We start from the raw sequence: 25,705 nt of genomic DNA, 5'->3' as shown, positions 1-25,705 counted from the left end.
GTATCCATCGGTCTGTCTTTGGAAGAGACGTCTTTTCGTTTTGTGTCATCCCGCAGCTTACCCACGTTCTTTATGGCAACTTCTCCTGACCGCAATTCGCTCGAACTGATCGTCACACCGGGGTGCGAAGGCTATGAGCTTTTGGACTCCGGCGGTGGGCGTAAGCTTGAGCGGTTTGGAAGCGTGATCGTTGATCGCCCCGAGCGGCAGGCGCTGTGGAAGCCCGCGCTTGGGGCGGACCGTTGGGGGCGCGCTCATGCGGTCTTTTCCGCGTCGGATGAGGATGAGGAAAAGGGACGATGGCGCATCGACAAAGCTGTGCCGGATGGTTGGCCCGTCGATGTGCTTCAAGCGCGCATGATCTGCCGCCTGCAGGGCTTGTGGCACATCGGTTTGTTCCCCGAGCAGTTACCGCATTGGCAATGGATGGGCGAACGAATCGCGCGTGTCACCGCGCGCGGTAAAGAGCGACCGCGTGTCCTCAATCTATTTGGTTACACCGGCGCGGCATCGCTGATTGCGGCTGCGCAGGGAGCTGAGGTTACTCACGTCGATGCCTCGAAAAAGGCGATCGGGTGGGCGAAGGAAAATCAGTCGGCTTCCAAGCTTGAAAATGCGCCTATTCGTTGGATGCTCGATGACGCGGCCAAGTTCGTTGCGCGTGAGGTCCGGCGCGGCAACACCTATCATGTCATTCTTATCGATCCACCCAAGTTCGGGCGTGGCCCGAAGAACGAGACGTGGGATTTGTTTCAGAGCCTTCCGGGCTTTCTTGAAGACTGCAGCCGCTTGTTGGCACCAGAGAATTCCGCATTCATATTGACGGTGTATGCCATCCGCGCGTCTGCGTTGGCGTTCGGTCAACTTGCAGAACAGGTCGTGGAAGGATCTGAGGGGCGGTTTTCCATCGGTGAGTTGGCTATCTCTCCCGTACATGGAGGTAACGCCGTGCCGACTTCGCTCTTTGTGAGATGGTGGCGGGATGACTGATCGCGCGTACGGCCGTGAGGCCTCTCGTCCCCGACCAATCACCAGCCTACAGAACGACCGCATCAAGGCTGTGCGAGCTCTCGATATGCGCAAAGCGCGGCGCGAGACGGGACTGTTCGTTGCGGAGGGTGCGTCGATCCTTGTGACCGCCCGACAGGCGGGTTTCAAAGTGCGGACCTTGATCTACGAACCGCAGGAGGCGAGCGGTTCGGTTGCGCGCGATCTCATTAAGTCGGCCCTGGCGGATCATGCCGAGGTTCTGGAAGTTTCCTCAGCGGTGCTTGCGAAGGTTTCGTCGAAGGACAATCCTCAGGCCATGCTCGGCGTTTTCGACCAGCGCTGGGGTGTCGCGCCTGACGCCAACACACAAAATGCGGATGATCTTTGGCTTGTGCTCGAGGAGGTTCGTGATCCTGGAAATCTCGGGACCATGATCCGGACCGTGGATGCTGTTGGTGGGCGCGGCATTATCCTGGTCGGCAATTGTTGTGATCCTTATTCGCGAGAATGCGTACGCGCCACGATGGGCTCCATTTTCTCCACGCCGCTTGTGAAGATGCAGCGCGAGGAATTTTTGGCGTGGCGCGTGCAGTGGCCAGGAGACGTTGTCGGCCTGCATCTGCGTGCGAGCGATGATTTCCGCAACGTTGCTTATCGCGGGCCGGTCATGGTTGTCATGGGAAGCGAGGGGCCAGGGCTCTCAGCAGAACTGACGGAAGCCTGTTCCCGGCGCGTGAAAATTCCGATGGCGGGGAAGCTCGATTCACTCAACCTGGCTATTGCTACGGCGCTGACCCTTTATCAGATCCGTGGCCCTCATCTGAGCATTTGACCTGATGCGCATCGAATATCACCGTACATTGATCGCCGATACCGTTCGCAACGTCGCCTTTCATCGCGCGTTGAAAGCTCTGATCGAACCGGGGGAAACGGTTGTTGCCGACATAGGAGCGGGGACCGGGTTGTTAGGTGTGATGGCGGCGCAGCTTGGTGCGAAGGAGATCTTTCTCTATGAAGTCGGCGAGGTGGCCAGCGTCGCCGAGCGAACGATTGCGCGTAGCGGTTTTGACAACTGTCACTTGATGCCGTGCCATTCGACAGAGATGTACGATCCGCCCAAGGTAGATCTGATCGTCAGCGAAACGCTCGGCAACTACGCCTTTGAAGAAGACATTATCGCGACCTTGAATGATGCGCGGCGGCGGTTCCTCAAGAAGGGGGGCAAGATCATACCGCGCGCGATCTCGCAATTTGTGCAGCCCGTGATTGGTGCTCGTTTGCATCGGGAGCTGACGGTTTGGGGCGAAACGGGAAAACGCTTTGGGCTGGATTTGACGGACGCTCAGCTAATGAGCCTCAACAATGTCTATGTGCGGCGATTGCGCGAGAGCGAGTTGCTTGAGGGCGGACAGCGGCAATGGGATCACGTTGATCTCAGCAAGCACAATTCGGCAAACCGCAGCGGTGAAGCTTCTTGGAGCGTGAGTAAGGAGAGTACTGTTTACGGGTTTGCTGTCTGGTGGCAGGCAGAATTGATTGAGGGTGTGAGCATCTCAACGGGACCAGGGGCTGCAAAGACCCATTGGGAGCAGCTTTATTTTCCACTGGAGCGGCCACTTGAGGTGCCCGCGAAAGCACAGCTGAAGTTTGCTATCGGTTCGAAGACTTCGCCGCAAGCCGGGACTCACTTGAAATGGCAGGCCGACGTTTTGTCCGGTACTGGCTCACGCCTTGATCGCGTCACGATGGATCTCGACAGGGGCTATCTGCCCTAACCGGTTTCAGTCTAGTCGCCACCGTGGTTTGGTCAGCGCAGTTCGGGTGGGTTCGCTAACGGCCGGAGCTTCCAAAGCGGCGTTTTTCCGGAAGGCAAATTTTTCGTTGCCTGGAATTCCAAACAGGATCGCGGCTGCGATCGAGATAATAAAACCGCCTACGATGATTGTGATAAGCCAGGACGCGATACGGCGAAGGCCACGATTGCGCCGCGCGCGTCGCGCGGTGAGCAGCCAGTTCGTATTCTCAAGATCCGATGATCTAGCGCCCGCATTTTTTGTGTTGGGCCAAACCTCTTCCTCTGCGTACTTGTCTACGAAAAAGAGGCTGTCTGTCTCTCCCGTTTCCTCGATCGTCTGATTCAAGGTTGAAGGATGCGGCCCGACGAAGGGCAATGTACGCGCTGGAGGTTCGGGGGCTTCGATGTCTGCGTAGGCGTGCGAACGTTCTGTCTGATCGTCGAAGTGACGATGTCTCATCGGTCGACGGGACAAAACAGCAGATAATTCCTGCTCAAGGCGCCATTCGACGTCAGAAGGTACTGTTGGCGTCGGGGGGTGTTCGGCCTGTCGCTGTAATGGATTGAGGCGGCGACGCATGCGAGGCGGGGCGGTCGCCCGTGCCTTGGTTTCCTCGTCGGATCGGGCTGAGCCGCGGAACAGGGACATCATAGCCCCTCCTCCGACCGGCGATCGGTGAGGAGTCGGCAGACCACGGCGCATCCCGTGGCTTCGGGTGAGCGAGTACGCACGAACACCGTTCCCGGCCCATCGCCGCCGCAGCCCGGGCCCTAGCTTACTGCCACATAAACCACGATTGGGTCCCTCAACCCTCCCGTGAGGTGAAATTATACTGCATGTCGCATTTCGGCAATACGTGTAGATTTCCACAGCTTATCCGATTGCCGTGAAGAAAAGGTGGAGGCAGCTTTTGCGGCAGAATTCAGGTATTCAGCCAAGGAATTACCTGGAGCTTAATGACGGTGGACATGCATCGCCGCGTCTGATGTGCGTTTCTACACCGTGTCTCGATCGAGGGGAGAACACTGACGATGATGCTGCTCATAGCCGGGCTTGCGCTTTTTTTTGCGATCCATCTGGTGCCAACGAACCGCCCATTGCGCGATGGTCTCGCAGTGAGATTTGGCGAGATGGGCTACAAGGGAGTGTTCTCCATTGTGGCCCTTATCGGTTTTGTGATGATCGTTCTCGGCTTCGCAAAAATGCAGGCCATGTTGGGATCAAAGAACCCGATACTCTGGTATCCGCCCACATGGACGCGGCACGTGGCATTCACCCTCATGCTGCCAGCGATGATCCTCCTCGTGGCCGCCTATATTCCCTCACGCATTCGGGCGGCGGTGAAGCATCCCATGCTGGTGGCGATCAAGATTTGGGCTCTGGCGCACCTGTTGGCCAATGGGGATGTCGCTTCGATCGTCCTATTCGGCAGCTTCCTGGCGTATGCCGTTTACGACCGGATTAGCCTCAAACACCGTGGAAACATGGGGGCAGGTGGCGCTAATGCGCCGGTGATCAACGATGTTCTCGTGGTTGTGTTGGGCCTTGGGCTTTATGCGGCGATGCTGTTTTGGGGACATGCGTGGCTAATCGGCGTGCCGCTGGTTGGTGGGGCAGGCGGAACCTGAGCGGAAGCGGGTTCTGGGTGGCCGCTCACGTGGCGGCCACTGAGCTCTTAACGGAACTCTACGATCAAGTCCGTGTACTTGCCGGTTTCGTAACTTCTGCCTTCATCAGTAATGATGATGGAGGAGCCGGGCTTTAAATGTTCGGCGAGTTGATCACGGATTTCCTGGGGAATGTTGACCCGTTCGATTGCGTTCCCTGGTGTCTGCTTTGGAAGGTTGGCCGTCTGGATTACTTCGCCTTTCGTCTTTGACGATTTCCTAGAGACGCTGCGTGTCGTTGCCGTCACCGCATGCCACTCCAAATCCGCACCGTCTTCCGTATAAGTCAGCGCCGTAAAGACGTGCGTGCCGACCGGCGCATCCGGATGCTGAAATTCAATGGCAGCTTCGAAAATGTCGTCGTAGCCCTGACGCACATACATCTTGCTGGCTTTCCGGCTCAGTAGGATTGAGATCGGCTTATCACGACGCGCATCAGCTTTCTTGGCCTTGTCCAGCGCGGCTGATGCTGCGACTGCCGCTTTGCGGGCAGCGATGTGCCGTCTCAGAATGCCGTCACGATGATCTTTGGCTTGACCGGCAGCCAACCGCCGGTCACCGATCAGGCGTCGCAAGCTTTTTTCATCACTTAGAGCAAGCTCGTAAGTGGCAATCTGTTCCAACATTTTTGTTTCGAGGGTGTCTTCCTCAGCCATCGCTTTTGCGATGGCCTCCTCACCTTCGACCTGAGCGTTCTTTGTCATGAACGCGAGCATTTCATCGGCCGTTTTGCTTTTTGCTGATGCGGTCGCATCGATGAGACCATGGACGTTGCCCAGTTCCACTTCCGCGGTTTTTACAGCCTCGATGGCGGAGCGCAATGCGAGATTGGCTGACGTCAATTCGGCTCCGATCTCCTGTTCTTCGTTGCGGCACCGGGTGAGAGTTGCTTCAAGATCAATCAACTCCTGTGCACGGGCTGCGGCGACGGATGCGCGGGTGCGTTTTTCACTGCCAAGCGTTTCGGCTGCATTTGCCGCCGTTACACCAAGGAGAAGATCTGTGCTGTGGGGCGTCGCGCCAGGGCTAGCAGTTTGAACCAAGCTAGCTGTTTGTACGGTGGCTGGCGGGTTGCCTGGCGGTAAGGGTTTCAAAAGCGCTGGATGGGCGATCCGGACCGGGGCCACCGGCTCATCCGTCACGATAACGCGACCACCGAGATTCGTTAGGCTGAAGAGATATCTGGAGAAACTGCTCGGAAGTCGAATGCAGCCGTGTGACGCTGGGTATCCGGGTAACGGGCCGGCGTGTAGAGCGATGCCCGACCACGTCAGACGCTGCATGTTGGGCATGGGCGCGCCACCATACAGGTTCGAATAGTGACGGCGACGCTTTTGCAGGATCGTGAAGATGCCTTTTGGGGTGCGGTAGCCTGCGCGGCCTGAAGAGATAGGCGCAGAGGAAACGAGTCCGTTTGCGTCGAAGATGTGTAGCCGTTGTCGGCGTAACGAGACCACGATCGTTAATGGCCCGGAGACTTCTTCAGCCGAACTTTGCGGCGTGTTCGAGCGCTTTTTCGCAGTAGCATCAGTTATCGGAGCAATGCCAGCTAGGAGTGCCAGCGTTAACCCTAACAGGAGCCCACGAGGCTTCCAGTTGCGCCGTGTCGGCGACCCCATCCCCGTCATAAGCAAATCAACCCATCTCAAAAAAAGCGAACGCAAAATATTACTGGCAGTATAGGAATCCGATGGCTAACCGTCGGTTACTGCTCGCACCTTTTTTGGTTATCAGGCGGCTTGGCGATCATGCAACTTGATCCTCATTCTGAATGTCAGGTCGCTGGCAACATGTTGCCGAAGTTCAACGTGCCGGCTCCGGACTGCTCAATTTTCAGGCGTACGCGTCAAAGTCTGGTATACCAGGGGGCGACCTGATTGACGGTAAGGCGTATGTAACGTCTCGCCTCGACGGGTTAGAGTGAATGGGGTTTGAAGAGGAATGCGTTAGCGGCGACCGTGATCGCCATGCTTTCCAGAGCCCAGTCACCATCAAAGCGCAATCACGATGATCCGACACCGGAGTAGCTAATTTATGTCTTCGCAATCTTTTCCCGGGCAGGGCTCGGTTAAACGGCTGATGGCGCCAGATATCGCGAACCTGAAGGGACAACGGCCGATCGTATCGCTGACGTCCTATCATGCGCACACGGCCGCAATTGCCGACAAATATTGCGAGTTCCTTCTGGTGGGGGACAGCCTTGGCATGGTTATGCACGGCTTCGAGACAACGGTACCGGTGACGCTGGATCTGATGATCATGCACGGTAAGGCGGTGGTGCGCGGATCTAAGCGGGCGCTGGTTGTCGTAGATATGCCTTTCGGTAGTTATGAAGAAAGTCCGCAGATCGCATTCCGGAACGCGGCGCGGGTGATGAAGGAAACAAACTGCGGAGCAGTGAAGCTGGAAGGCGGGCGCCGGATGGCGGAGACGATCCGTTATCTGGTTGACCGCGGTGTGCCGGTGCTCGCGCACATCGGCCTCACGCCCCAATCAATCAATGTTATCGGCGGCTTCAAGGCGCAGGGGTGCCAGCGGGAGCAGTGGGAGGTCCTGGAAGACGACGCCCGCGCGGTTGCTGAGGCCGGGGCTTTCGCCGTGGTCCTAGAAGCCCTTGCGGAGCCGCTGGCCCGGCGGATTACGGATGCCATTCCCATACCGACCATTGGTATCGGCGCTTCCGCCGATTGCGACGGTCAAATTCTCGTTATGGAGGATATGTTGGGGCTGTCGCCGCGTGTTCCTAAATTCGTTAAGGAATTCGGCAGGGTCGGGGAAGCGATCGAAGGAGCGATTGCGGCTTATGCCGATGAGGTCCGGGCCCGCAGTTTCCCGTCTACAAAACACACCTACGAGATGAAGTCCGGTGCGACGGGCGGTTCTCCGGAGGTTGTTGGGGGAGAAGGCTCGAACAATGCCAAGCGGGGCTAACCCAAAGAGCCACGAAAAAGCCCAAAAACCCAACCACCTAATGGTGAATGTGCTCGGGCTGACTTAGGATTGCGGTATGCCTGAGCCTTGTGGTCCTTGAGTGGGATCAAACGGATCTTTGGTGCGACAAACCCCAGCGTTGTCACGACGGTTGGTTGTGTTGTTGCCACGGTGCGGTATTTATGCCCAAGTCGGGTGTATGTATCGGATGCGCAAAGTTTGATCGCGCGTTCGGCAGAAGCAGTGATCTCAACCCCAAGGGCATAAGCGATAATGGTCGACAGTAACGACTCCTTTTTGCGCGAAATCAAACAGGAGCTCGAGCGAGAAAAGTTCGAGCGGATCTGGCAACGCTACGGCATCTTTATAATTGCCGGTGTGGTTTTGGTTCTGGCCTCTGTCGGTGGGTACCAGTGGTGGCGCGCTCATACGCTGTCGATCGCCCAGGAGGCCGGGGCACAGTACGAGGTCGCATTGGAACAGGCGACTTCCAATAAGCTTGATGAAGCTGCGAAAGACTTCGAAAAGGTCGTCGAGACTGCGCCCAAGGGCTATGCCACGCTCGCTGAATTGCAGCTCGCTGCAACGCATCTAGAAGCGGGTAAAGAGACGGAAGCTCTCGCGACTTTTGAGAAAGTGGCTAACGACGCCGGCGCTGATACGCTCCTTCGGGATTTCGCTCGTTTGCAGGTTGCCGCAATTCAATTGGGGAAAGCGGACTGGACCGAGATGGAGAATCGGCTCACCGACTTGACCGGTGCTGGCAACGCTTGGCGCCATAGCGCACGCGAATTGCTTGGTCTGGCCGCGCTCGGTGCCGGGAAGTCAAAGGAAGCGCGCGAATATTTTGAGTCTGTCCTCGGGGATCCCGAGGCGCCGCCTAGCATTCAGGAGCGCGCCCGTATCCGTATGGAGAGTATCGTTGCTGAGGACATGAAAGCGTCAAAGCAATCGGATCCTGTTACGGAGGGTCAGGGTAAGGCAGCTGGCGACGACAAAAAGGCCGAGGAGGCCAAGTCGGTTTCTGACGGCCAGGCGAAAAGCCAGCCGGAGGAAGCAGGCAAGTAGGGGACTACGGAATGATCGGTCGTGCACTTGCGCTCATTATTGCAGGCGGCTTCGGGCTTGGCTTGGCCGGGTGCGCGGATAGTATGCCGAGCTTACCGAAAATCTCGGAACTCAATCCCTTCTCTGAGAAGCAGCAGCCTCTGCCCGGTCGACGTTTGCCTGTCTTGAACGCTCAGGAGAAGGTTGTCGGTGAGCTTGCGTCCGCTGATACCCCTGTCGCCTTGCCGCCGCCGCGCGTCAATGAGGACTGGGGACAACCTGGCGGAGACCCTAATAACTCGCCTGGCCATCTTGTTCTTAATACCAGCGTCAAGCAGATCTGGACGGCGGATACGGGTGACGGATCGAGCTCCAAGGGGCGCGTCACGGCGAGCCCTGTCGTTTATCAGGGGCGCGTCTATGCGTTAGACGCTAGTGGGAACGTCAGCGCGTTTGCTGCGACGGGTGGCTCTGCGATCTGGCGCTATTCCCTGGTTCCAGAAGCCGAAGCCAATGCAGGCAGCGGTTTCATGTCGGCGTTTGCGATGTCTTCAAGTGCGCAGGGCGGCTACGGTGGCGGTATCGCGGCTGAGAATGGCCGCCTATATGCCGTCAGCGGTTTTGGAAAGATCGCCGCACTCGATCCGGCATCAGGTAAAGTGATCTGGGAAAAAACGCTCGGTACGCCGGTTCGTGCGGCGCCTACGGCATCCGGGGATCGGCTGTTCATCATCAGTATGGATGGTCGCTTTTATTGCCTGTCGGGTGCCGATGGCAGTGAATTTTGGGCTGTTCGTGGTTTGCCGCAACAGGCAAGTCTCGTCATGAACGTTAGTCCGGCGGTAGATGGCGAGATTGTTTCCGTTCCCTATCCATCCGGTGACTTGATGACGTTGAAGATTGCCGATGGGTCGTTGTTGTGGACCGAGAACTTGGCGCGTACCCGCGGGACATCGCAACTCGCATCGTTGAGCGATACCGCGACACCGGCAATTGATACGGGGACAGTATATGCCATCGGGCATGCCGGGCGTATGGTTGCCACCAGTGCGACGACGGGGGAGCGGTTTTGGTCGCTTAACATCCCGGGCACGCAACGTCCCTGGGTCGCGGGTGACAGTGTTTTCGTTGTGAACACGTCGGGACAGCTCATGGCCATCACGCGGACCGATGGCAGTGTGCGTTGGACTACGAAGCTACCTGGTGCCAAAACGTGGTCTGGCCCGACACTTGCCGGCGGCCAGCTGTGGCTAGCATCCGATAAGGGATTGCTTGTTAGCGTTGATGCCAAGACCGGCAAGGTCAATACTCAGCAGAGCGTTGGTGGCCCCGTATTCATTGCGCCGGTCGTGGCTCAGGGACGCATGTTTATTCTCCGCGACGATGCGCATCTGGTGGCGCTGAATTGATTTCTCGTAGTGATCGAAGTTTTTTGGTATTTGAGCATTACTCGACCGTGTCCGGGGTGTTAATCCATCGGTGCGGCCTTAATCTTGTGGCGTGTGTACCAAAAGCCGGGTCCGTACATAGTAGGCCGGTGCAGGAACGTTGATGGCGGACCAAATATCTACCAATGCGCCGGCTATCGCTATCGTTGGCCGTCCGAACGTCGGTAAGTCGACATTGTTCAATCGGCTTACGGGGCGAAGAACTGCGCTTGTTTCAGACATGCCTGGCCTGACGCGGGACCGCCGAGATGGTGTTGCGGACTTTGGCTCCCATACCGTCCGGATAATCGATACCGCGGGATTGGAAGAGGCCGGCGCCGGTTCCATTGAATCACGCATGCGCGAGCAGTCCCAGCGTGCGATTGAACTGGCGGATGTCGTGCTGTTTGTGATCGACGCACGCGATGGTGTGACGGAAGCGGATAAGGCATTCGCGCAGATTGTTCGCCGGTCTGGGCGCCCCACGATTTTGGTTGCCAACAAATGCGAGGGACGTGCGGGGCAAGATGGCTTCTTCGAGGGCTTCGAACTTGGCTTGGGTGCGCCGGTACCGATTTCGGCCGAGCATGGCGAAGGGATCGCTGACCTTGTCGATGACGTGATGTCGGCGCTCGGCCTCGAAGCGAATTTTAAGACCCGAAAGGGTGAGCGTGGTTCTGAGCCGGAGGTGGCAGACCTGGAGCGACCGCTAAGGGTTGCTATTGTCGGCCGGCCAAACGCTGGAAAATCGACTCTGGTCAATGCGCTGCTCGGTGAAGACCGCATGATCACGGGCCCTGAACCGGGGCTTACACGAGATACCATCTCAAGCGATGTCACCATTAATGGCCGGAGCATTCGCCTATTCGATACGGCGGGTTTGCGACGCAAAGCAAAGATCAATGAGTTGGCCGAAAAGCTGTCGGCCAGTGATACGATTCGGGCGATACGTTTTGCAGAAGTCGTTGTTTTGATGATCGATGCGGAGCGTCCGTTCGAGCATCAAGATCTGACGATTGGGGATATGGTCACGCAGGAAGGCCGGGCGCTCGTCATCGCGGTCAATAAGTGGGATCTCGTTACGGACAAACAGGCCCAGCTCAAAGCGCTACGTGAAACGGTCAATGAACGTCTGTCGCAGGTTCCAGGCGTTAAATTGGTCATGATATCAGCGTTGGCGGAACGCGGGCTCGACAAGCTGACACATGCGATTTTTGAGACTTATGCGACCTGGAACCGGCGAATTGGTACGCCCGATTTGAACCGTTGGCTGCAAGAAGCGTTAGCTCGTCATGCGCCGCCGGCAGCCGCCGGACGTCGCATCAAAATTCGATTCATAACGCAACCGTCGGCGCGACCACCGACGTTTATTGCATTTTGTTCACGGCCAGATGAGTTGCCGCGCAGTTATCTGCGTTACCTAACCAACAGTCTACGTAGTGCGTTCGACTTGCCCGGAGTACCTATCCGCCTCAATCTCAGAAAAGGTGAGAATCCGTATGCGCCGTCCAAGAAGCGTTAGAGGCGCGGGAGTTGTTTACTGTGGGCGTTGCGTCGAAGAGCTGAGTTTGTGAGTTCTACGCCAGGGGAAGATCAATCACGTGATCTTCGCATTGTGCCGGCGATGCGAAGTCAGAACAGGTGCAGGTAAAGGATCGACACCATATGAAGATATTTGCAGTTCTATCGAAGATGCAGTTTGCCCGATCGGCGGGTTTGGCGATTGCTGGACTAGCCGTTGCAAGTGCGGTCTTCGTAGGCAGTGCGGAGGCGCGAAAAGTTTCGGACGCCGTGAAAGTGGCGTGCAGCGGTGATTACAGTCGCTTGTGCAATGGCTACGAAGTCGGATCGCAGAAGCTGGACAGCTGCATGCGTACGAATGGCAAGCGTTTATCGCGGGTGTGTGCAGATGCATTGCACCGTGAAGGTCATATGACGCGCGGCGAATATTCGAAGTGGCGGAAGTCCAACAATCAGTGAGTTGATGCCGGCGGATCAAATCGTCGGATTCTAGTTGGAACGAGGGTTTAGCGGAACGCAGTGGGCGGGAGCCCCGGGAGCGCAAGCGCTTCTCCGAAGGCTCGCCGCCCACACGGACGTCAGCCGAGTGTCTGGCGCCGTTCCGGACATGGTTAAATAGTTTATACTCCGGTCCCGTTCAAGAGCTGTCTAGCCAGCTCCACGGCGTCGTTCGTTGTTTTCAGTGGCTGTTTGAATGGCGTCGCGTAAGACCGGGTGGAGCTCATTTTGATCGGTAAACGGCGGGGCGGGCGCGGCTAAAATCGGAACTGAAGTTCTATTTTATCATCTGGAGCGTCAGCCTCTTGAGCGGGTGTTGCCGAGCTTGCTTGAGAAGACGATCGAGCGTGGCTGGCGCGCTGTGGTCCAATCGGGTTCAGAAGAACGGCTCGAAGCCTTGGATCTGGCGCTTTGGACTTATCGCGATGACAGTTTTCTGCCGCATGGGCGCAGGGCAGATGGGCACAGCGAATTACAGCCGATATATCTGACGACGGATGATGATACGCCAAACGGCGCTGGGGTTCGTTTTCTTGTCGATGGGGCGAGCGCGAGCACATTTGATGGTTTTGTTCGCATCGTCTTTATGTTCGATGGTCGGGACCCCGAAGCCTTGGACCACGCGCGCGGACAGTGGAAAGCTGCAAAATCAGCGGGGTGTACAGTGACCTACTGGCAGCAGAACGGCGATGGCCGTTGGGAAAAGAAAGCCTGATACTTGGCCATGGTCGTATGGTTTGGGGAGCTTCTGTTGCGGAAGAATGCGGCGGGTTGGTTGTCGTCCTCCCATGAGATTCTTGCCGGTATAGAACGATGAATTACCGTCACGTTTATCATGCGGGGAATTTCGCCGACGTCATCAAGCACGTGACGCTCAGTCTCGTCATTGAATACCTGAAACGAAAGGCTTCTCCGTTTCGCGTTATTGATACCCATGCGGGGATTGGGCAATACGATCTCAATTCTGAGGCTGCCGGCAAAACCGGTGAATGGCGCGAGGGTATCGGACGGTTATGGGGGCAAGATCTTCCCGACGGCATCAAAGAACTTCTTGCGCCCTATTTCACAAGCATACGGTCCGTGAATGGAGACGGAGAGTTGCGTTGTTATCCCGGCAGTCCATTGGTGGCGCGGGGGTTGATGCGCGCGCAGGACTCTCTGGTCGTCAACGAGTTGCATCCTGAGGATTACGCGGCACTCGTTAGAATTCTGCGTGGCGACGTGCGCGTGAAAATCTTGAACATTGATGGTTGGATTGCGCTGCGATCCCTGTTGCCGCCGAAGGAGCGACGGGGCGTCATCCTGATCGATCCACCGTTCGAAGTGGCGGGAGAGCTTGATCGGCTCGTGAGCGGGTTGAAGGATGGACTCAGGCGCTTTGCGACAGGCACTTATCTGCTGTGGTATCCTATCAAAGGGCTGCCGGCCGTTGAAACTATGAAGCAGCGGGTTGCTCAGCTGGGTATCGACAAGCTTTTGTGCGCGGAGCTTTTCGTGCATCGGCCCGGTGACGAGCAGCGCTTAAATGGTAGTGGACTGCTCATCATCAATCCTCCCTATTTTCTTGATGCACATCTCGGGAAGATATTGCCTTTTCTGGCCGAGAGGCTTGCGCAGTCTCGTGAAGCGCGTTCTCACCTCACTTGGCTGGCTGGCTCTAGCAATTAAATAGCCCCCATTTGCGCTAAAGTAATTAATCTAAATAATCCATTTTTGATTATTATTTAATCTTGCGTCCCTTGTGGCGAGGGCGGATACTCAAAAAGTTTTGGACTAACCCCAAGAAACACACGAATTGAGCGTCGGGAGGGTCTTGTGCCTGCTGCCCAATTTTCAGTTTCTTATTCTGTAATTGTTTGGGATCCATCCGCTCCGTTGTTCTGTAGTAATGCGATGGGCCAATTAGAGTTGATTTGTTTCCCGCGTGTTTTGGTCGGGAATTTCATTCGGGCTCACCTGCTACATGCGACGATAATCGCGTTCGGTTCCGAATAGGTGGTTCGATATGCGGCAGACTGGGACAGTGAAGTTCTTCAACGGCCGAAAAGGGTTCGGTTTCATTATTCCGGATGAGGGGCAGGCTGACGTGTTTGTTCACGTTACCGCGGTGGAGCGCTCTGGTATTGGCCAACTCGGCGAAGGCATGAGGGTGTCGTTCGAGGTGGAGCCGGACCGTCGCGGCAAAGGCCCCAAAGCGATTAATCTGCAAATGGCTCAGTGAGCCGGGTCCACTCGATGTGGTCCCTGGTTCGACGTTGTCTCAGACGCTCCAGACGGCGCCTGAAAGAGCGGCTCTTGTTACTCTTGCGAGCCTAATGGGGCGCGGCAGCGCTTGTCGCATGTGCGCAACGCGCGTGATGAAAAGAGTACTCCAACCACCGAAACGTGTGGGCATGCGATGTGCAACCGACCGCACTTCATGCAATGTGACTGGTTGTGCGGACGTGTTTCGCAAACATCAGGAGAGACGAGTTATGACAAAGCTCAGGCAGTTCGCGATGGCGTTCTCTGCCGGCGTCGGATTGATGGTGGGGATGAGCCTATTGTCGGCTGACGTGGAAGCGCGTGAGTGCTTCAAGAAGGCCGGACAAGGTACCGCCGGATCCCTAGATGGCGCCAAGTTCCAAGTTGATGAAGTGCTGCTTCAGGCAACGGATTGGGGCGCGTGGGCCGAGTGGATGGCAACCGGCAAGACGAGTGGCTATGATTTTGGCCCCCGTAAATACAAATGCAAGCAAGGCGGTCTTGGGTACGAGTGTTACGGCACCTCGACCATTTGTAAAAAGTAAGATCTCTAAAACGATACGATCAATACATCCCATATGAGGTGGGCTATGCGGATTCACATTCTGACAGCTGCATTCGTTTCAATAGTTTGCTGTGTGAGCACCGGTGCTCAGGCGGGAAATTGCGTCCGCGCCGGTGGTGAGGCGACCATGATCACAGAGGATCTGGCGAAGTTCATGGCCAACGCCGCGCTAAAAAACCAGATCAGCGCCAATAGCTGGAAACCGGCGGGGCAGGTGAACATGACTTGCACAGGGGCTACGTTCGGTACGCATTGTGTTGCGCACCAAAAAGCCTGCAAATAGTCGGTGAAATTGATTTCACAAGAGAGCGGGCGTTTCTCTTTCCGAGAAGCGCCCGCTCTCTTTTTTCTGCCTATGCGCTACGTGATGTTGCGTTGCGGATCGCCGCGATAATTCCCGAAATGATGGCGCCGCTACCGGCACCCATGCCCAATTGGCTCAAGATCTGCTGCCAGTCAACGGAGCCGGCAAGATCAATGGCCTGTGCGGGAATGCCAAGTTTGGGGAGGACATAAGCGCCAATCGCGCCGCCGATAGCTCCCAGAACGGTGTTGCCGAGCGTGCCTGTTGAGAGCGCGCGTGAGAGCTGACCGACGATGTTTCCACCGATAGCCCCACCTAGTGCTTGAACGAGCAGAGAAACGATATCCATAATTCATGCAACTCCCGAAAGAGCTTGAGGGTGACGATGTTGGTTCGGATGAAGATTCGTCTGAACCAGCAATCGTCGAGTAAACGCATTATGCGACAGACAGATAACGCATTAATGAATTATAATTCCTATGGCAAATATGCTCGATTCGGGCCAGCCCCATATATGCATGGAGACTGTACAACCTGGAACCGTAGACATTGTTTCCGGTTCTTTACAGAGTGCTGACGAGTTCCGGTTTAGTGTGGCGGCTAAACGTCAATGTGAGTGAGGTCGAGTTATGATGCGTTTGTGTGTGTTGGCGGCATTGCTGTGTAGTTTTGCCGTTTTCTCAGTGTCCGCAGAGGCCGGTTCGCGGTCTCGCTGGTCTAGCGCTGAAGGCGCTCACCCAAAATCGAGCTACTATCGTGGCGGTGGTGTAAAGGTTAAGGGGTATGTGAAGCGCCGTGGCGGCTACTCATACAACTATAGCGACACTGTAAATACCTACGGCAATGCCCGTTCGATTTTCGGTAGCGTTAACAGCTATCGTGATCCTTCCGTTGATCAGCAGAGCGTGATGGGGCCGTTCGATCACGGGTTTTTCTTTGATAGCCCGGCTGCCTTTCATGGTGGCGACTCGCCGTATATGAACTGATCTGCCGGTTTCAGACCTACAAAGCGCCGCTATCCTGGTATTGGGGAGCGGCGCTTTTGCTTTCCCGCTAGGATTGAGCTGTTGTCCTGCTGCAATTGCCATGGGGAAACCCGTTTGGGCCTCTAGGCACGCCAAACGCTGGCGTCTATAGGAGATGAACAGGGTTAATTTTTCCAGGGTACAGCCATGTCCACGCGTGCATCGATGTTGTCGGCCGTCCTGGCGACGATCGCACTTTCCTTCATTGTCGTCGCTCCCGCGCAGGCCAAGTGCACGCGCCTTGCGTTCTCGGTCAATGATTATGGCAAAGACGGGCCGACCAAAGACGCTAAGGATCTCCTCGACAAGTACATCAAGGAATGGACGAGTGAACGGGGCATCTCAAAATATCGCACGGGCAAAAAGGACGTGTCGTGCGAGCTGTTCCTGGACTTGATTATCTTTGATGAATACACGTGCCGTGCCGAAGCCGACGTTTGCTGGGACGGCTGATCTGCGGGCTTAGGCTTCTTTCTCAAGACGGTCGAGGCGCAAACGGTGTCGATTGTCTGAGAGGAGAAGCGCGGCTGCATAACCGGCTATGACAACGCCGAGGGCCGTCGCGCCGGCAATAATGAACATGATCATGATTTGATACTTCGCCGCCTCGATGGGGTCGAGGCCGGCGAGGATTTGTCCCGTCATCATGCCTGGTAGGCTGACGACGCCAGATGCCGCCATTGCATTGAGGATTGGCATCGTTCCGGTTCGCAGGGCCTGTCGTAGCGTTTCGCTCAGAGCTGTGAAGCGGCTGTGACCCAAGGACAATCTGGCTTCTATTGCTGCGCGGTCGCGGGCGGCCGATTCTGTCAGCGTGTTTAGTGTCAGGGCAATGCCGGTCATGGTGTTGCCAAGCACCATTCCCAAGATTGGTAGAATGTAGCGCGGGTCGTACCATGGATTTGGACCAATAATGGCCGCGACCGCGTAGATCGTGGTGAGTGTGCCAACGAATAAGAGCGTGCCCGAGCCGAGCAGGTAGCTCGTAAACCCCGTAAAGCGCCGGGACTGGCGTGCACGGATTTCGTATCCAGCGACAGCGATCATGATCGCGGCGATGAGTGCAGTCCACAGCGGGTTGGATTGGGCGAAAATCCAGCCAAGCACGTAGCCGATCAACGCGAGCTGCAGCACCATTCGCAAAGTGTTGAAGGCCAGCGTGCGCCCCAGTCCCAAATGGAAGCCCCATGAGATGGCGGCGTTCAGCAATATAAGCGCGGCGGCGAGTGCTAGGTCCCAGACGCTAAGATCGATGTAGGTCATTGCGGACCCCTCAAGGCTCGTGCCTTCGTATTGTTCGTAGGTCCGAGTTGAAGGCGCGCATCGGCGAGACGTGCGATCTGAGCGTCGTCATGGCTTACGATGATCACCGCACGATTGCTGATGAGCTGGTAGCGTATCAGTTCCTCAACGAGTGCTGCATGTCTGGCATCAAGAGCCGATGTCGGTTCGTCCAGGAGCAGAACTCTCGGTTCATCGACGAGTGCGCGCAACAAGGCCAAACGCTGCCGTTCGCCTGTTGAGAGTTGAGAGATGGGGCGGTCGATGAGTTCCGGGCCCAGGCCCAGGCTGGTCATCGCGCGTTCAACTTTTTCCAATGCGCCTTCGTCAGCGGGGAAGGCCTGACGCGGCGTTGGTGTCCACCAGGCCGGTTCTGCCGCGACGTAGCGCACCATCGAACGCCACCTTGGTGCCGGCATCTCACCGCGTTCGGCTCCGTCCAGGAAGATCTGCCCAGGCGTCGGGTCAAGATCGGCTATGGCGCGCAGCAGTCGTGTTTTGCCTGAACCGGACGGGCCTTCAACCGCGAGGCAATGCCCCTCCGCGACGATGAACGTCAGGGGCGGCAAATCCGGGATCTTTAAGTGCTCGACGCGTAGCACGGCCAGGCAAACCTCGGGTGAAATGCTGAGGTCGTGAATTAGCAGTCGTGGAACGACAGGGCTAGGCCGATTTCCTCTACGGATAGGGATAGCGACGAGGATTTGTCCCTGGTCGGAGTGTCGTACTTCAAGTGGATGCAAGTCTGGCTTGGGCAAACTGATCGAGCTTTGCGGTCAGTGTCTGCCGATCAAAGGGCTTGAGCAGGAAATCTGTGATGCCGGCGGCATGGGCGCGTGTCAGATCTTTGATGTCGAATTCGGTCATCATGTAGAGGATCTGCGGGCCGCCTGCAGGGCAGAGCCCACGCAGCCCTTCAAGGAATTCATGCGCGCTCATTCCTGGAAGCTGCCAGTCCAAGAGGATAAGGTCAGGCATCCGAGCGGTGCAGGTCTGAAGAGCTTGTTGAGCGTCTTCAGCTTCGATCACCATATAACCCGCACGCTCGAGGAACTGACTCGCGACTCTGCGAACGAGTTCGGCGTCATCGATGACCAGACAGCACTGCATGGATGAAATCTCAGCATCAAGGGGAACGCCACGCCTAGCGGCAGTATCGAAGGCGCGGCAATGCTCTCGGCAAATGGTTAAGTTTAGGTTTTGTTACGAACAACCTGCGCCCTGGTTCGCCTATGCCTACGGTACCGCCGAAATGATGATGTCGTCGCCGTCCTTGATAATCTCTAGTCGCATCATGGTGGCTTCAGACAAGCGCCACGTGTAGTACGCCTGGATATTGAGAGCGTTGAATTCGGTGGGCTCTTCTCCGGCGACGAACTCGGTCAGGTATTGCGGCGGGCGTGCGCCGGTACCTGTGCAGCGCAGTGCGAATGCTGGTTGCTCCAACTCTCCTTCGATCGAAACGCGGATCTCTCCACCGCGCGGCAGAACGGTGATTGCCGAGGAGATCATATTAAGGAGCAGTTTGACTTTGTCCTTGGCCATATGGCCGGGCGGTCCGACCCAATTCAGGACGTGCTTGCGTTGACCGACATAGGCGCGTGAAATCTGCTCGGCCGTCCGCAGATCAATCTGTGCTCCGGCTGACCCCGCAGCACCAAATGCGAAACGTGCAAATTGCAGGCGCGCAGAAGCCTGTTCGGTCACATTGCGAATGACATCGAGCGCGTAGGACTGGGCTTCGGCATCATCGTCTTCGTCGAGTATTTCGAGGCCGTTATAGATTGCGCCAACCGGACCGATGATGTCATGACAGATCTTGCTGGAGATCAAGGCGGCAAGCTCAAGATCGGTTGGTGTCTGAATTTCACCCATTCGGTGCCCCCTCGTCGGCCCGTTTACCGCGGGCATCGGTGATCAGTTCTGGAGTAAAGCGGCGGCTCGCCAGCGTATCAGAAGCGTGGCGACGCGAGCCAAACGGGGGCCGCTCGTAAATCCTATAGAACCGCAGAAATACACGGCGTTGCGCGCCGATGCAAAGGCTCCGCAGGGTGCGAATTGTCCGTTCCTGCGGTTTCAGGGTAGCTCGGGGGCGAAACCCAGGCTGGTGTGGCCCCCCGGCATCGCGCTCGGCCACACTTTGGTAACAACTTCCGAGCAAAGATTCATTAACGCTATTGGCTGCGTCGTTCACTATAAGTCGGCGCGCGTTCAATTGCTCATTGACCCAGATCTATCGGATTAAAAAGATGCTTGGATATTGGACGGCGCGGTTCGCGACGTTAGCATTGGGTTTCGCGCTTGCGTTCGCTTATGCGGGCGCCGCCGATGCGCAGGATAGTTATTCGGGTTCCCAGTACGACGTCTATCGAGAGGCACCCGATCCTGATGCCGTCGCGGCTGATTCGCGGTATGGCACGCCGACTCAGGGACCGTCGAACCGAAGTTATTCAAACGGGGGCGGGTATTCCGGAGATGGCGGCGGCCAGTCGTATGGATCCGGCGAGGCGTACCGCCCTAACAACACATACGGCTCGAACGATACTTACCGATCGAACGATGCATATCAGTCTCCACAATCGGGTGGCGGGTATGGTTCGGGGAGTGCGTATAACAATGGTCCGGACTATGGCAGCCGGACAAGCCGTTACGATAGCGGCGGCCGTGATTATCGCGACAATGGTCGCTACGATAGCGGGCCTGGCCAGTATGCCGACGAGCCTTATGATGACCGTGCTCCCCGTAACTATCCACAAGACGACGGTGGTGGAACCTACAGCCAGAATGAAATTCTTGGTGCGGGGCATCAGTTTTTTGGTTCTGTGAGCAAGGGGCTGGCCAACGTCATAGAATATGCATTCAAGCAATCGGGCCGCCCTAACGGCTATATTCTTGGGGAAGACGCAGGCGGCGCATTCGTTGCTGGTTTGCGCTACGGCGAGGGGCGTCTACACACGCGACGTTGGGGAACTCACAAAGTCTACTGGCAAGGGCCATCCGTCGGTTACGATTTCGGTGGTGACGGTTCCAAGACAATGGTGCTCGTATACAACATGAGAGACCCGTCGGATATTTATCATCGTTTCGGTGGCGTACAGGGGTCGGCTTATGTGGTTGGCGGCGTCGGTATTCAGTTCCAGACTTATGAGCATGTCACGATGGCGCCTATTCGCGCGGGAGTGGGGCTTCGGCTGGGTGCGAATATTGGGTATCTGAAGTACACTCGGTCGCCGACTTGGAATCCATTCTAAGGGTGTGACCGTCGCGATTTCCTCTTTCCACATGAGGCTGTATGGTCGTACTGGAACACGGTCCCATTTGGACCAGTAGCCGGTGGGTTGCGGGGAAACACGTGGAGTGCCTTCGCTCATGATGCCGAGGCGTTACGAAGTTGATGTTGAGAAAAAGCCGAGGATGAGCGGGTGATATCGATCCAGTCGTTCATGCTGATCGCGCTCGGCTTTCTGATCGCTGCCCTTATCGGATTGCTGATCGTGCCGGCTTATCGGCGCCGTACCGAGCGGCTGGCGGTTGATCGTCTCAAGCGCGCTATGCCGCTAACCGAAGCAGAAATTCGCGCCGATAAGGACCGGTTGCGTGCGGACTATGCCCTGACCATTCATGAGCTCGAGTACAAGCTTGAAAAGGCGACGCTGGCCTCGGCACGGCAGCGTGTTGAGATCAACCGTAGGGATGCCGTTATTAGCGGGCTTGAGGGCGAAGTTGAACGCTTCCATACTTCGCAGGAAGAGTACGAGAATGCACGGCGTGTACTTGAGCAGACAATCATGGATCGCTTGCCCAAGGTCGAGCAGCGTCTCGCAGAGGCGCGTAAGCTACTGATGCAACGTGATCGAGAGATTGGCGCGCTTGCGCAGACAACCCAGAAGCAAGCTCGCTCACTTGAGGACGCAACGCATCTCAATTCGCAAACACGAGATGAGGTGCATCGGCTGACAGCAGCGTTGAACGTGCGCTCTCTGCGTGGTCGCATGGGCCTGGGGATGCGCAAGTCGTCGGATGTCGAGGACGAGGTTGCACTGCGGACCGAGCTAGAGGCGCTTAAGGCCAAGACGCGTGATCAGGCCGCTCAGATCACACGTCTTGAAGGACTGCTTGCGCGCGCAGGTAATGCGATGGGTGCAGGATCGGACGAAGGTGCCGATATGACCCCGGTCAAGGTCCGCCGCGCGGAGGAGGAGATCAGCCGTCTTCGCAACGAGCTGGAGGAAGCGGAGACGGCGCTGCGGTCGTCGAAAAGTTCTGCCGAGGCCGGGAAACAGGAGCGTGCACGGTTTGAAGATGAGATCCGTGCGCTGAAGGCTAAATCAGAAGATCAAGCTGCTGAGGTTGGCCGTTTAAGGGCCGGGCTGGCCGTCTATCAGGAAGCGGAGAGGGAACACAAGTCTCTGGCTCAAAGTAAGGTTGCTATGCAGGCGCGCATTGCCACGCTTGAAGCGCAAACGGTGGATCAAGAACAGAAGATCCAGGGACTCAAGTCGGAGATTGCGGCGGCCAATGAACGCACAGCGTTGCAGGCTGCGCACTATACGGAGGAGATGCGGCGTCTCGGCGCCGCGCGTGGTGCATCGGCGGGCGGAGAAACGCGTCGTGCGGCTAGTTCTTCTTCACCCTCGACGTCTGAGGCTGCTGCTCGTCGGTCGTTGAGTGACCGTATAGGCAGCCTGAGTGTCAGTCCTGATCGTAGTAGCGAGGCAAGCGGCGAAGGGTCATCCAGGAGCTCTGGTGACATGTCGCGCGCTTCGGGATTTTTGAAAGCATTGGGTGGTAACATACCTCGTCAACCGGCTGAGGTTTCGATTACGAGGAACAATGGTTCGGCGGAGGATCATCATCAGGGTGACGAGGGCGCGAAGACAAATGCTGCCTCTGCCGGAGCGTCCGATATCTCAACGCAGGATGAAGGTACAGAAGGAGACCGTCCAAGGGGCGGTCTTTTGGAGCGTATTACCCGACTCGACCGCGCAGACTGACCGAGCAAACAGCTTCACTCATGCCGCAATTTAAGGAAGCCCACCTTGGAACAAGGTGGGCTTTATTCATCAACGTTTATGCCTTCAGTGGTAGCCTTCTCCAGGCCGGACCTTTCCGCGAAATGTCCAGTAATTGAAGATCGTGTAGCCGAGGATCAACGGCAGCATGATCATAACACCGACCAAAGTGAAGATTTGTGACTCAGGTGGTGCAGCCGCCTGCCAGAAGGTTATTGACGGTGGTACTAGGTAAGGGATGTTGGAGATCCCCAACCCGATAAGCCCGAGCATGAACAGGGCAATCGTCGCTATAAACGGCGTGAGCTCGTCGCCCGTTACGAGGCTACGCCAGCAGATCCATGCTGCGAATGCTGTCAGGATGGGAACAGGCGATAAGTAGAGGATGTTGGGCCAGGAGAACCATACCTCGGCAACGTGTTCGGTTGCCAAAGGAGTCCACAAGCTCACGATCCCCATCGCTACGAGTACGATCGGTAGCAGAGCCTTGGCTTGCTCGCGTGCGCGGCTCGCGACTTCCCCCTCGGTGCGCATTAAGAGCCAGGTGGCTCCCAGCAACGCGTATCCTGCTATCAGGGCAAGGCCGATAAAGATCGGGAAGGGACGCAGCCAGTCTAAAGCGCCGCCCGCAAAAGCATTGTTCTCGACGGTGATGCCCTGGAGGATCCCGCCCAAGACAACGCCCTGAGCAAAGGTGGCGACGATCGAGCCGCCGGCGAAAGCGACGTCCCATACAGAATGATGATCGGGTTTGGCGACCCAGCGGAATTCAAACGCGACGCCCCGGAAGATCAGGGCGAGCAGCATGATGATGATCGGCAAGTATACCGCAGGCATAATAATGGCGTAGGCCATCGGGAATGCGACGAGCACTCCTACACCGCCGAGAACCAGCCATGTTTCGTTTCCATCCCAGAAGGGTGCGACGGTGTTCATCATCACGTCGCGATGCTCTTCTGTCTTATAAAATGGAAAGAGGATTCCGAGGCCGAGGTCAAAACCGTCGAGGATGACGTAGGCCGCGACGGCAACGACGAGAATGGCGGCCCACACCACGGGTAGCCAATATGTCATGTCACCCATAGCTATTGCCCCGATTCAGTTGTTGCTTCGCGCGCTGCGCCCGTGGCGCCTGAGAGTGGCCGCGAGGGAACGCCGGGAGCAGTTTCATCTCCCGAGATAATGGAAGGTTGCGGACCTTTCGCGATCAGGCGGTTGATGTAGTAGATGCCTACGGAGAATACGCTCGAATAAACCAGCACGAACAGGATAAGGCTCGTCAGGACCGTTGTTAGTCCGATGGGCGAGACGCCGTCCGCGGTGCGCAGAATGCCTTGTACGAGCCAGGGTTGACGGCCGGTTTCGGTGACCCACCAGCCAGCCAAAATGGCGATGAAGCCCAGGGGCCAGCAATGTTGTACGAAGCCGAGATACCAGCGCGATTCAAACAATCGGCCCCTGTACCAGAGCCAAGCACCTACAAATCCAATTGCGATCATCAGCAAGCCGATGCCCACCATGGCGCGGAATGCGAAAAAGACGGGTGTGACGGGGGGGCGATCCTCAGGTTTGAAATCCTTCAGACCCGGAAACAAGCCATCCGGGTCGTGGCGAAGAACCCAGCTTGCGCCTCGTGGGATCGAAATTTCGTAATCGTTGCGCTCCTCGGCCTGATTTGGCAACGCGAACAGGACCAAGGCGCCGGGTTTCGAACCATCCCAGTGAGCTTCCATGGCGGCGATTTTTGCCGGCTGATGTTCCAGCGTGTTCAGGCCGTGCATGTCGCCGATAATGAGCTGTAGCGGAGCAAGGATCGCGACCATGCCAAGCCCCATGCGGATCATGGTCTTTGCTTCTTCTATGTAGACGCGTGCCATCAGGTAGCGCGCGCCGACCGCGAGCACGACGAGCGATGTGGTGAGGAAGGCCGCGGTGAACATATGTGAGAAGCGATAGGGAAAGCTTGGATTGAATATGATCGCCCACCAGTCGACGGGTGAGGCGATCCCGTCCTTCATGACGTGGCCGGTGGGCGTATGCATCCAGCTGTTGGCTGCCAGAATCCAGAAGGCAGAGAGTGATGTCCCCACTGCGACCAATATTGCAGCTGTGATGTGAAGTTTCGGCGGAAAGCGATTCCAGCCAAACAGCAAGATTCCGAGGAAGGTTGCTTCAAGGAAAAATGCTGTCAGGACTTCGTAGCCGAGCAGGGGGCCAATAATATTGCCGGCCCGGTGCGAGAATTCGCTCCAGTTTGTACCGAATTGGTAGGATAGCACGATGCCGGAGACGACGCCCATCGCGAAGGACACGGCGAAGATTTTCGTCCAGAAGCGCGCGAGTTGGTAAAGATAGTCGCGCTTCGTCCAATGCCAACGGATCATCAGCGTCGCGATAAATGCCGCGAGCCCGATCGTGAAGGTGGGAAAGATGATGTGGAAGGCTACGGTGAACGCGAACTGGAGCCTTGCGAGGAAAAGAGCGTCGAGTTCCATGAGAGCTTCCCATCTGTCTGCCGCAGACGAATTCTCTGTCCTAGGCTACGCCAAATTCGTCACGGATCAATGACTAATAGTGAGGTGGTTAGGATGGGCGGGTTTCATTGTTAATCCTGTGTTTGAAATTCTTTATGGCGTCCCGATTGGATTGGAAATCGGATGCAACTAGAGGGAGACCGGATGTCGATCATCGTGAGAGAAATGGCATTGGCAGAAGTCGATTTGGTCATTGAGTATTTTCACGGATCGACGCCGGAATATCTGGATCTTCTTGGTGTCGATCCGACGCGCCTCCCCAGTCCGGACGTGTGGCGCGAGCGATTTCAAACCGATCTCCTGCTGCCCTTGGATGAGCGTGCCCGGTACTTTTTGATATGGTTGCAGAATGGTAGGCCGATTGGCTTTTCAAGTTGCGACAAAATCGTTTTTGGGCAGCGTGCGAACATGCATCTGCATATCACGGAGGCGGACCTCAGGCAGCGGGGTGTGGGCTCAGGGTGCGTTCGTCTTAGCGTCGATACCTATTTCGAGAAGCTCAAGCTCAAGAGCCTCTTCTGCGAGCCAAACGCGTTTAATGTTGGTCCGAACCGAACGTTGCAGAACGCTGGATTCAAGTATCTCAAGACGCATAAGACAGTACCGGGAATGCTGAACTATCATCAGGCGGTTACTCAATGGGTTATCGAGCGCTAATCTCGCAAAGTGTTTGGCCGTGTGAGGTGTAACACTCACGTGCGTTTTGTTCGAAACGCGCGTCATGATGCTTCGTCAGATAGGTATGGCTTCATGTCATTGGGCGTGAGGTGTCAGCTTGTCTAACATCCAACTTCCTGCCTTTCCGCCGTCCGAGGCACGCCAGTTTGACAAGTGATCGTTCCAGGCAAGACCGAACGTAGTCG

27 protein-coding genes are annotated in these 25,705 nt (G+C 56.6%); 18 read left to right on the top strand and 9 right to left on the bottom strand.

Going from position 1 to position 25,705, the window contains the following annotated elements; translation table 11 throughout:
• Positions 1 to 72: 72 nt before the first annotated feature.
• From BLS30_RS07825 to BLS30_RS07815, 3 genes are read left to right on the top strand one after another with little or no spacing between them, the layout of a single operon-like run.
• Entirely contained in the window at positions 73 to 990 is a 918-nt protein-coding gene (locus tag BLS30_RS07825) for an RsmD family RNA methyltransferase (RefSeq protein WP_046475191.1), read from the top strand.
• Positions 983 to 1,822 carry a TrmH family RNA methyltransferase gene (locus BLS30_RS07820; RefSeq protein ID WP_046475193.1) on the top strand — a complete coding sequence of 280 codons (840 nt, stop codon included), beginning with the start codon at positions 983 to 985 and terminating at the stop codon, positions 1,820 to 1,822. Before BLS30_RS07825 ends, BLS30_RS07820 begins: the two co-directional genes overlap by 8 nt.
• Positions 1,823 to 1,826: 4 nt before the next feature.
• Entirely contained in the window at positions 1,827 to 2,765 is a 939-nt protein-coding gene (locus BLS30_RS07815) for a class I SAM-dependent methyltransferase (protein ID WP_046475195.1), read from the top strand.
• A 6-nt stretch (positions 2,766 to 2,771) separates the two neighbouring features.
• Here BLS30_RS07815 and BLS30_RS07810 read toward each other — a convergent pair whose 3' ends face one another.
• A complete protein-coding gene (locus BLS30_RS07810; RefSeq protein ID WP_090227878.1) occupies positions 2,772 to 3,437 on the bottom strand; it encodes a hypothetical protein in 666 nt (221 codons plus the stop codon).
• A gap of 380 nt (positions 3,438 to 3,817) precedes the next feature.
• Here BLS30_RS07810 and BLS30_RS07805 point away from each other — a divergent pair, with 380 nt between their 5' ends.
• On the top strand, positions 3,818 to 4,414 hold the full coding sequence (locus tag BLS30_RS07805; protein WP_046475199.1) for an NnrU family protein: 597 nt from the start codon (positions 3,818 to 3,820) through the stop codon (positions 4,412 to 4,414).
• A gap of 47 nt (positions 4,415 to 4,461) precedes the next feature.
• Here BLS30_RS07805 and BLS30_RS07800 read toward each other — a convergent pair whose 3' ends face one another.
• Positions 4,462 to 6,081 (bottom strand): L,D-transpeptidase family protein, encoded by a 1,620-nt coding sequence (locus BLS30_RS07800; RefSeq protein ID WP_090227875.1) that lies wholly within the window; start codon positions 6,079 to 6,081, stop codon positions 4,462 to 4,464.
• 406 nt (positions 6,082 to 6,487) lie between these two features.
• Between BLS30_RS07800 and panB the strand changes: the two genes are divergently transcribed.
• From panB to BLS30_RS07755, 9 genes are all read left to right on the top strand, one after another.
• Positions 6,488 to 7,384, top strand: coding sequence for a 3-methyl-2-oxobutanoate hydroxymethyltransferase (gene panB, locus BLS30_RS07795; protein WP_090227873.1), 897 nt, complete (start codon positions 6,488 to 6,490; stop codon positions 7,382 to 7,384).
• 273 nt (positions 7,385 to 7,657) lie between these two features.
• Positions 7,658 to 8,452, top strand: coding sequence for a tetratricopeptide repeat protein (locus BLS30_RS07790; RefSeq protein WP_090227870.1), 795 nt, complete (start codon positions 7,658 to 7,660; stop codon positions 8,450 to 8,452).
• 11 nt (positions 8,453 to 8,463) lie between these two features.
• Positions 8,464 to 9,840 carry an outer membrane protein assembly factor BamB family protein gene (locus tag BLS30_RS07785; RefSeq protein ID WP_046475207.1) on the top strand — a complete coding sequence of 459 codons (1,377 nt, stop codon included), beginning with the start codon at positions 8,464 to 8,466 and terminating at the stop codon, positions 9,838 to 9,840.
• A gap of 142 nt (positions 9,841 to 9,982) precedes the next feature.
• A complete protein-coding gene (gene der, locus BLS30_RS07780) occupies positions 9,983 to 11,380 on the top strand; it encodes a ribosome biogenesis GTPase Der (RefSeq protein ID WP_046475211.1) in 1,398 nt (465 codons plus the stop codon).
• Between the two features lie 143 nt (positions 11,381 to 11,523).
• Positions 11,524 to 11,838, top strand: a complete 315-nt coding sequence (locus tag BLS30_RS07775) for a hypothetical protein (protein ID WP_052743571.1) — start codon at positions 11,524 to 11,526, stop codon at positions 11,836 to 11,838.
• 301 nt (positions 11,839 to 12,139) lie between these two features.
• Positions 12,140 to 12,592 carry a DNA polymerase III subunit chi gene (locus BLS30_RS07770; RefSeq protein ID WP_046475217.1) on the top strand — a complete coding sequence of 151 codons (453 nt, stop codon included), beginning with the start codon at positions 12,140 to 12,142 and terminating at the stop codon, positions 12,590 to 12,592.
• A gap of 98 nt (positions 12,593 to 12,690) precedes the next feature.
• Positions 12,691 to 13,545 carry a 23S rRNA (adenine(2030)-N(6))-methyltransferase RlmJ gene (locus tag BLS30_RS07765; protein ID WP_090227868.1) on the top strand — a complete coding sequence of 285 codons (855 nt, stop codon included), beginning with the start codon at positions 12,691 to 12,693 and terminating at the stop codon, positions 13,543 to 13,545.
• A gap of 337 nt (positions 13,546 to 13,882) precedes the next feature.
• Positions 13,883 to 14,098 (top strand): cold-shock protein, encoded by a 216-nt coding sequence (locus BLS30_RS07760; protein WP_046475222.1) that lies wholly within the window; start codon positions 13,883 to 13,885, stop codon positions 14,096 to 14,098.
• Between the two features lie 253 nt (positions 14,099 to 14,351).
• Entirely contained in the window at positions 14,352 to 14,666 is a 315-nt protein-coding gene (locus tag BLS30_RS07755; protein ID WP_076605258.1) for a hypothetical protein, read from the top strand.
• Positions 14,667 to 15,039: 373 nt separating this feature from the next.
• On the opposite strand, the gene BLS30_RS07745 is transcribed toward BLS30_RS07755, so the two are convergent.
• Entirely contained in the window at positions 15,040 to 15,339 is a 300-nt protein-coding gene (locus BLS30_RS07745; protein ID WP_046475228.1) for a hypothetical protein, read from the bottom strand.
• A gap of 280 nt (positions 15,340 to 15,619) precedes the next feature.
• On the opposite strand from BLS30_RS07745, the gene BLS30_RS07740 reads away from it, so the two are divergent.
• On the top strand, positions 15,620 to 15,976 hold the full coding sequence (locus BLS30_RS07740) for a hypothetical protein (RefSeq protein WP_052743572.1): 357 nt from the start codon (positions 15,620 to 15,622) through the stop codon (positions 15,974 to 15,976).
• 186 nt (positions 15,977 to 16,162) lie between these two features.
• Positions 16,163 to 16,468 carry a hypothetical protein gene (locus BLS30_RS07735; RefSeq protein ID WP_046479734.1) on the top strand — a complete coding sequence of 102 codons (306 nt, stop codon included), beginning with the start codon at positions 16,163 to 16,165 and terminating at the stop codon, positions 16,466 to 16,468.
• A 9-nt stretch (positions 16,469 to 16,477) separates the two neighbouring features.
• Here the strand turns inward: BLS30_RS07735 and BLS30_RS07730 are convergent, their stop codons facing one another.
• The 4 genes from BLS30_RS07730 to chpT all read right to left on the bottom strand — a co-directional run bounded on the left by BLS30_RS07730 (position 16,478) and on the right by chpT (position 19,171).
• The gene (locus tag BLS30_RS07730; protein WP_046475231.1) at positions 16,478 to 17,278 is read right to left on the bottom strand and encodes an ABC transporter permease; all 801 of its coding nucleotides are present in this window, start codon (positions 17,276 to 17,278) and stop codon (positions 16,478 to 16,480) included.
• The gene (locus BLS30_RS07725; RefSeq protein ID WP_082100906.1) at positions 17,275 to 17,898 is read right to left on the bottom strand and encodes an ABC transporter ATP-binding protein; all 624 of its coding nucleotides are present in this window, start codon (positions 17,896 to 17,898) and stop codon (positions 17,275 to 17,277) included. Before BLS30_RS07725 ends, BLS30_RS07730 begins: the two co-directional genes overlap by 4 nt.
• A 127-nt stretch (positions 17,899 to 18,025) precedes the next feature.
• On the bottom strand, positions 18,026 to 18,406 hold the full coding sequence (locus tag BLS30_RS07720; RefSeq protein ID WP_090227863.1) for a response regulator: 381 nt from the start codon (positions 18,404 to 18,406) through the stop codon (positions 18,026 to 18,028).
• A 126-nt stretch (positions 18,407 to 18,532) separates the two neighbouring features.
• A complete protein-coding gene (chpT, locus tag BLS30_RS07715) occupies positions 18,533 to 19,171 on the bottom strand; it encodes a histidine phosphotransferase ChpT (protein WP_046475237.1) in 639 nt (212 codons plus the stop codon).
• A 374-nt stretch (positions 19,172 to 19,545) separates the two neighbouring features.
• On the opposite strand from chpT, the gene BLS30_RS18465 reads away from it, so the two are divergent.
• Positions 19,546 to 20,547, top strand: coding sequence for a DUF1134 domain-containing protein (locus BLS30_RS18465; RefSeq protein WP_052743573.1), 1,002 nt, complete (start codon positions 19,546 to 19,548; stop codon positions 20,545 to 20,547).
• Positions 20,548 to 20,718: 171 nt separating this feature from the next.
• Positions 20,719 to 22,290, top strand: coding sequence for a coiled-coil domain-containing protein (locus BLS30_RS07705; protein ID WP_052743574.1), 1,572 nt, complete (start codon positions 20,719 to 20,721; stop codon positions 22,288 to 22,290).
• Positions 22,291 to 22,374: 84 nt separating this feature from the next.
• Here the strand turns inward: BLS30_RS07705 and cydB are convergent, their stop codons facing one another.
• Both cydB and BLS30_RS07695 read right to left on the bottom strand, forming a co-directional pair.
• On the bottom strand, positions 22,375 to 23,391 hold the full coding sequence (gene cydB, locus BLS30_RS07700; protein ID WP_046475241.1) for a cytochrome d ubiquinol oxidase subunit II: 1,017 nt from the start codon (positions 23,389 to 23,391) through the stop codon (positions 22,375 to 22,377).
• Positions 23,392 to 23,393: 2 nt separating this feature from the next.
• Entirely contained in the window at positions 23,394 to 24,803 is a 1,410-nt protein-coding gene (locus BLS30_RS07695; protein ID WP_046475246.1) for a cytochrome ubiquinol oxidase subunit I, read from the bottom strand.
• Between the two features lie 183 nt (positions 24,804 to 24,986).
• On the opposite strand from BLS30_RS07695, the gene BLS30_RS07690 reads away from it, so the two are divergent.
• The gene (locus BLS30_RS07690; RefSeq protein ID WP_046475250.1) at positions 24,987 to 25,499 is read left to right on the top strand and encodes a GNAT family N-acetyltransferase; all 513 of its coding nucleotides are present in this window, start codon (positions 24,987 to 24,989) and stop codon (positions 25,497 to 25,499) included.
• Positions 25,500 to 25,705 lie beyond the last annotated feature (206 nt).

The organism is Filomicrobium insigne (genome assembly GCF_900104305.1).
GTDB lineage: Bacteria > Pseudomonadota > Alphaproteobacteria > Rhizobiales > Hyphomicrobiaceae > Filomicrobium > Filomicrobium insigne.
The sequence above is the reverse complement of the archived record's forward strand: the minus strand, read 5'-3'. Positions and strand labels throughout refer to the sequence as shown.